Origin of the sequence: Shimia fortis (assembly GCF_040225985.1) — a bacterium.
GTDB lineage: Bacteria > Pseudomonadota > Alphaproteobacteria > Rhodobacterales > Rhodobacteraceae > Shimia.
This window is the reverse complement of the sequence record NZ_JBBPEU010000029.1, coordinates 1-5,991: the sequence shown is the minus strand read 5'-3', so window position 1 is coordinate 5,991 and position 5,991 is coordinate 1. Positions and strand designations below refer to the sequence as shown.

Here is a 5,991-nt window from a genome sequence, read left to right as displayed (position 1 = left end):
TGAAAAAAGCACTTGCGGGTTTTGTGCAGTAACCGTAGAACCCCCCTCACCGGCGGCGCTGAGGCGCACAACGGGACGCCAGACGGAGCGGCGGACGAGACAGTCCAAGGCGAAGCGAGGCAACAATCTGAGGCAGCTGAAGCGGGTTGCGCCAAAAAGAAAATGGCGCTTCCGGTAGATTTTGTCTCCGGGTCTTCGGGTCCGACGCTCTTTGACATTGATATACACTGAAGAGATATGTGGGCGGTTTGGTTCATTTCGATGAACAAACAACTGCACATATATCGCGCTAGTAGCCGCAAGGCGATGATCTAGTGTCAGCTTCACTGTTTGGACGGCTTTCGGTTTCTGATGAAACCAGAAGCACAACAAACAGTACATGTCCGGGGTTTCAGTAATGCCCTGGATGTGATGTCCCGATCATGCCGGTCGGGACGATATGTGCAGAGGTTCGAACGTCAAGGATAAGCTGGTAACAGCTTTTCAACTTGAGAGTTTGATCCTGGCTCAGAACGAACGCTGGCGGCAGGCCTAACACATGCAAGTCGAGCGCGCCCTTCGGGGTGAGCGGCGGACGGGTTAGTAACGCGTGGGAACGTACCTTTCGGTAAGGAATAGCCTCTGGAAACGGAGAGTAATACCTTATACGCCCTTTGGGGGAAAGATTTATCGCCGAGGGATCGGCCCGCGTTAGATTAGATAGTTGGTGGGGTAACGGCCTACCAAGTCTACGATCTATAGCTGGTTTTAGAGGATGATCAGCAACACTGGGACTGAGACACGGCCCAGACTCCTACGGGAGGCAGCAGTGGGGAATCTTGGACAATGGGCGCAAGCCTGATCCAGCCATGCCGCGTGAGTGATGAAGGCCCTAGGGTCGTAAAGCTCTTTCGCCAGGGATGATAATGACAGTACCTGGTAAAGAAACCCCGGCTAACTCCGTGCCAGCAGCCGCGGTAATACGGAGGGGGTTAGCGTTGTTCGGAATTACTGGGCGTAAAGCGCGCGTAGGCGGACTATTAAGTCAGAGGTGAAATCCCGGGGCTCAACCCCGGAACTGCCTTTGATACTGGTAGTCTTGAGTTCGAGAGAGGTGAGTGGAATTCCGAGTGTAGAGGTGAAATTCGTAGATATTCGGAGGAACACCAGTGGCGAAGGCGGCTCACTGGCTCGATACTGACGCTGAGGTGCGAAAGTGTGGGGAGCAAACAGGATTAGATACCCTGGTAGTCCACACCGTAAACGATGAATGCCAGTCGTCGGGTAGCATGCTATTCGGTGACACACCTAACGGATTAAGCATTCCGCCTGGGGAGTACGGTCGCAAGATTAAAACTCAAAGGAATTGACGGGGGCCCGCACAAGCGGTGGAGCATGTGGTTTAATTCGAAGCAACGCGCAGAACCTTACCAACCCTTGACATCCTGTGCCACTACCAGAGATGGTACGTTCCCTTCGGGGACGCAGTGACAGGTGCTGCATGGCTGTCGTCAGCTCGTGTCGTGAGATGTTCGGTTAAGTCCGGCAACGAGCGCAACCCACATCTTTAGTTGCCAGCAGTTCGGCTGGGCACTCTAAAGAAACTGCCCGTGATAAGCGGGAGGAAGGTGTGGATGACGTCAAGTCCTCATGGCCCTTACGGGTTGGGCTACACACGTGCTACAATGGCAGTGACAATGGGTTAATCCCAAAAAACTGTCTCAGTTCGGATTGGGGTCTGCAACTCGACCCCATGAAGTCGGAATCGCTAGTAATCGCGTAACAGCATGACGCGGTGAATACGTTCCCGGGCCTTGTACACACCGCCCGTCACACCATGGGAGTTGGTTCTACCCGACGGCCGTGCGCTAACCCTTTTGGGAGGCAGCGGACCACGGTAGGATCAGCGACTGGGGTGAAGTCGTAACAAGGTAGCCGTAGGGGAACCTGCGGCTGGATCACCTCCTTTCTAAGGATGATCATAGATGATTGGTTCGCCGATCACGTTGATCACTTAGCAAACAGATCGGTACCTTTGCCGATCTATATCAAACGGACCAGGCCGTCCTCATATCTCTTCAGAAACACATCAGGCCTGCCGGCCTGTCTGGGTCGGTAGCTCAGGTGGTTAGAGCGCACGCCTGATAAGCGTGAGGTCGGAGGTTCAAGTCCTCCTCGACCCACCATTATCCTACGGGATACCTAATGGGGCCTTAGCTCAGCTGGGAGAGCGCCTGATTTGCATTCAGGAGGTCAGCGGTTCGATCCCGCTAGGCTCCACCATTACCGCACGATTTGATCGTTAAGCACCACTTTGGTTCTTAACCATCCAATCGGATGATTGCTTCTTCGGAAGCTTTGACATCGTAAAGAGAGATACAGTTACTTTGAGAGCAATCTTGAAGTAACAATCAACACTGTTTGATCGCCTTAAGTAAGAGGATGATCTCAGTTTGGTGCCGAAGGCCTTCGGGTCTGACGCGAGCATATGTGCACGGTTGTTTCCTCGACCAATCATATGTCTGCCGGCTGAAACGAACAGCGTTGTCCAAGTCAAGTACACTAACCAACCATGATCCTTGCGGATCGTGGCGGTGGTCTTCGCGGACCACCAAGTTCTTTGTCCTCCATGCGGGGCCGACCGACATCGGCAGCATGGGTTCCAGGATGAAGAGCGGGAAATGTATGACTTTTGGTTCAGAAACAGGACTGCATTGCATGCCAGCGTTTGCGGTCACGATAGACGCAAGTCTGTCTCTTTCTGGATCAAATCAAGCGCGAGAAGGGCGTTTGGTGGATGCCTTGGCAGTAAGAGGCGATGAAAGACGTGATACTCTGCGATAAGCCATGGGGAGCTGAGAATAAGCTTTGATCCATGGATCTCTGAATGGGGGAACCCACCTGAAAGTTCATTATTGTTACTTCGGTAATCAATAATGTTCTTAACCAGGTACTTAAGGACTGAATACATAGGTCTTTAAGAGCAAACCCGGGGAACTGAAACATCTAAGTACCCGGAGGAAAGGAAATCAATTGATACTCTGCTAGTAGCGGCGAGCGAACGCGGACCAGCCAAGCCTTGAGAGTGACTAGAACATGTTGGGAAGCATGGCCATAGCGGGTGATAGCCCCGTATAGGAAGCTCGATGGGATGTATTAAGTAGGGCGGGACACGTGAAATCCTGTCTGAAGATCGGAGGACCACCTTCGAAGGCTAAGTACTCCTTACTGACCGATAGCGAACCAGTACCGTGAGGGAAAGGTGAAAAGCACCCCGACGAGGGGAGTGAAACAGTACCTGAAACCGAACGCCTACAATCAGTCGGAGGCTCCTCGAGAGCTGACGGCGTACCTTTTGTATAATGGGTCATCGACTTAGTGTATCTAGCAAGCTTAAGCCGTTAGGTGTAGGCGCAGCGAAAGCGAGTCTTAATAGGGCGACTGAGTTAGATGCATTAGACCCGAAACCGAGTGATCTAGGCATGGCCAGGCTGAAGGTAAGGTAACACTTACTGGAGGGCCGAACCCACATCTGTTGAAAAAGATCGGGATGAGCTGTGCCTAGGGGTGAAAGGCCAATCAAACTCGGAGATAGCTGGTTCTCTGCGAAATCTATTTAGGTAGAGCGTCGTACGAATACCCCGGGGGGTAGAGCACTGGATGGGTAATGGGGCCCCACAGGCTTACTGATCCTAACCAAACTCCGAATACCCGGGAGTAATATACGGCAGACACACTGCGGATGCTAACGTCCGTAGTGGAGAGGGAAACAACCCTGACCTACAGCTAAGGCCCCTAATTCATGGCTAAGTGGGAAAGCAGGTGGGACGACCAAAACAACCAGGAGGTTGGCTTAGAAGCAGCCATCCTTTAAAGATAGCGTAACAGCTCACTGGTCTAAATAAGTTGTCCTGCGGCGAAGATGTAACGGGGCTCAAGCCATGAGCCGAAGCTTAGGATGCACATAGTGCATGGTAGCAGAGCGTAGTGTGACATAGTTCCCATCCTTTTCTATTTTTGTGATGCCAACCGCGCTCAAGTAGCGTGAGCGGTAGCGCAAGAATAGTGCAGGATAAGGGAGCTTTCGATGAAGCCGGCGCGTGAGCGATCCGGTGGAGAGATCACTAGTGAGAATGATGACATGAGTAGCGACAAAGAGTGTGAGAGACACTCTCGCCGAAAGTCCAAGGGTTCCTGCTTAAAGCTAATCTGAGCAGGGTAAGCCGACCCCTAAGGCGAGGCCGAAAGGCGTAGTCGATGGGAATCAGGTTAATATTCCTGAGCCAGGAGGATGTGACGGATCATGAAGGTTGTTTGCCCTTATCGGATTGGGCAGGCCGCTGATTGGTTCCTGGAAATAGCCCTCCATGAGATCGTACCCTAAACCGACACAGGTGGACTGGTAGAGCATACCAAGGCGCTTGAGAGAACTATGTTGAAGGAACTCGGCAAAATACCTCCGTAAGTTCGCGAGAAGGAGGCCCAGTTTCTACGCAAGTATTGACTGGGGGCACAAACCAGGGGGTGGCGACTGTTTACTAAAAACACAGGGCTCTGCGAAGTCGCAAGACGACGTATAGGGTCTGACGCCTGCCCGGTGCCTGAAGGTTAAAAGGAGGGGTGAGAGCTCTGAATTGAAGCCCAGGTAAACGGCGGCCGTAACTATAACGGTCCTAAGGTAGCGAAATTCCTTGTCGGGTAAGTTCCGACCTGCACGAATGGCGTAACGACTTCCCCGCTGTCTCCAACATAGACTCAGCGAAATTGAATTGCCTGTCAAGATGCAGGCTTCCCGCGGTTAGACGGAAAGACCCCGTGCACCTTTACTACAGCTTCGCACTGGCATCAGGCACAACATGTGCAGAATAGGTGGTGGGCTTTGAAGCAGGGACGCCAGTTCCTGTGGAGCCTCCTTTGAGATACCACCCTTGTTCTGCTTGATGTCTAACCGCGGTCCGTTATCCGGATCCGGGACCCTGCGTGGCGGGTAGTTTGACTGGGGCGGTCGCCTCCTAAAGCGTAACGGAGGCGCGCGAAGGTTGGCTCAGAGCGGTCGGAAATCGCTCGTTGAGTGCAATGGCAGAAGCCAGCCTGACTGCGAGACTGACAAGTCGAGCAGAGTCGAAAGACGGCCATAGTGATCCGGTGGTCCCGAGTGGAAGGGCCATCGCTCAACGGATAAAAGGTACGCCGGGGATAACAGGCTGATACTGCCCAAGAGTCCATATCGACGGCAGTGTTTGGCACCTCGATGTCGGCTCATCTCATCCTGGGGCTGGAGCAGGTCCCAAGGGTACGGCTGTTCGCCGTTTAAAGAGGTACGTGAGCTGGGTTTAGAACGTCGTGAGACAGTTCGGTCCCTATCTGCCGTGGGTGTAGGATACTTGAGAGGAGTTGCCCCTAGTACGAGAGGACCGGGGTGAACGATCCACTGGTGTACCAGTTGTTCCGCCAGGAGCAGTGCTGGGTAGCTATGATCGGACAGGATAACCGCTGAAGGCATCTAAGCGGGAAGCCCCCCTCAAAACAAGGTATCCCTGAGGGCCGAGGTAGACCACCTCGTCGATAGGCCGGAGATGTAAGTGCAGTAATGCATTCAGTTGACCGGTACTAATTGCCCGATAGGCTTGATTTGATCCAGTAAAAGACAGACTTTTACCAGATCCAATAAGTCATACACACAAAACACTACAAAACTTGGACAGACCTGAGTTATTTACTCGGTTTGGTGATCATAGCGCGAGTGAAACACCCGGTCCCATCCCGAACCCGGCCGTTAAGCACCGTAGCGCCGATGGTACTGCGTCTTAAGGCGTGGGAGAGTAGGTCATCGCCAAACCTAGTAAATAACTCAAGTCAATATCTCTCAATACGATGAAAAACATACCCCAATTCAAATACACATTGGGGTGCGTCAGCACCTAAGTGCTCATGGCGCGGGGTGGAGCAGCCCGGTAGCTCGTCAGGCTCATAACCTGAAGGTCGCAGGTTCAAATCCTGCCCCCGCAACCA

General features: G+C 52.9%; 3 tRNA genes and 3 rRNA genes. All 6 read left to right on the top strand.

Features of this window, described 5'->3' with window-relative positions:
* Positions 1 to 484: 484 nt before the first annotated feature.
* A 16S ribosomal RNA gene (locus tag WNE31_RS18320) occupies positions 485 to 1,948 on the top strand.
* A gap of 140 nt (positions 1,949 to 2,088) precedes the next feature.
* A tRNA-Ile gene (locus tag WNE31_RS18315) sits at positions 2,089 to 2,165 on the top strand.
* Positions 2,166 to 2,186: 21 nt separating this feature from the next.
* Positions 2,187 to 2,262: transfer RNA gene (locus WNE31_RS18310), tRNA-Ala, on the top strand.
* A 486-nt stretch (positions 2,263 to 2,748) separates the two neighbouring features.
* Positions 2,749 to 5,614 (top strand): 23S ribosomal RNA (locus tag WNE31_RS18305).
* An 89-nt stretch (positions 5,615 to 5,703) separates the two neighbouring features.
* Positions 5,704 to 5,818, top strand: a 5S ribosomal RNA gene (gene rrf / locus WNE31_RS18300).
* The 16S, 23S and 5S rRNA genes sit together here with 3 tRNA genes alongside, the layout of an rRNA operon.
* A 96-nt stretch (positions 5,819 to 5,914) precedes the next feature.
* A tRNA-Met gene (locus tag WNE31_RS18295) sits at positions 5,915 to 5,991 on the top strand.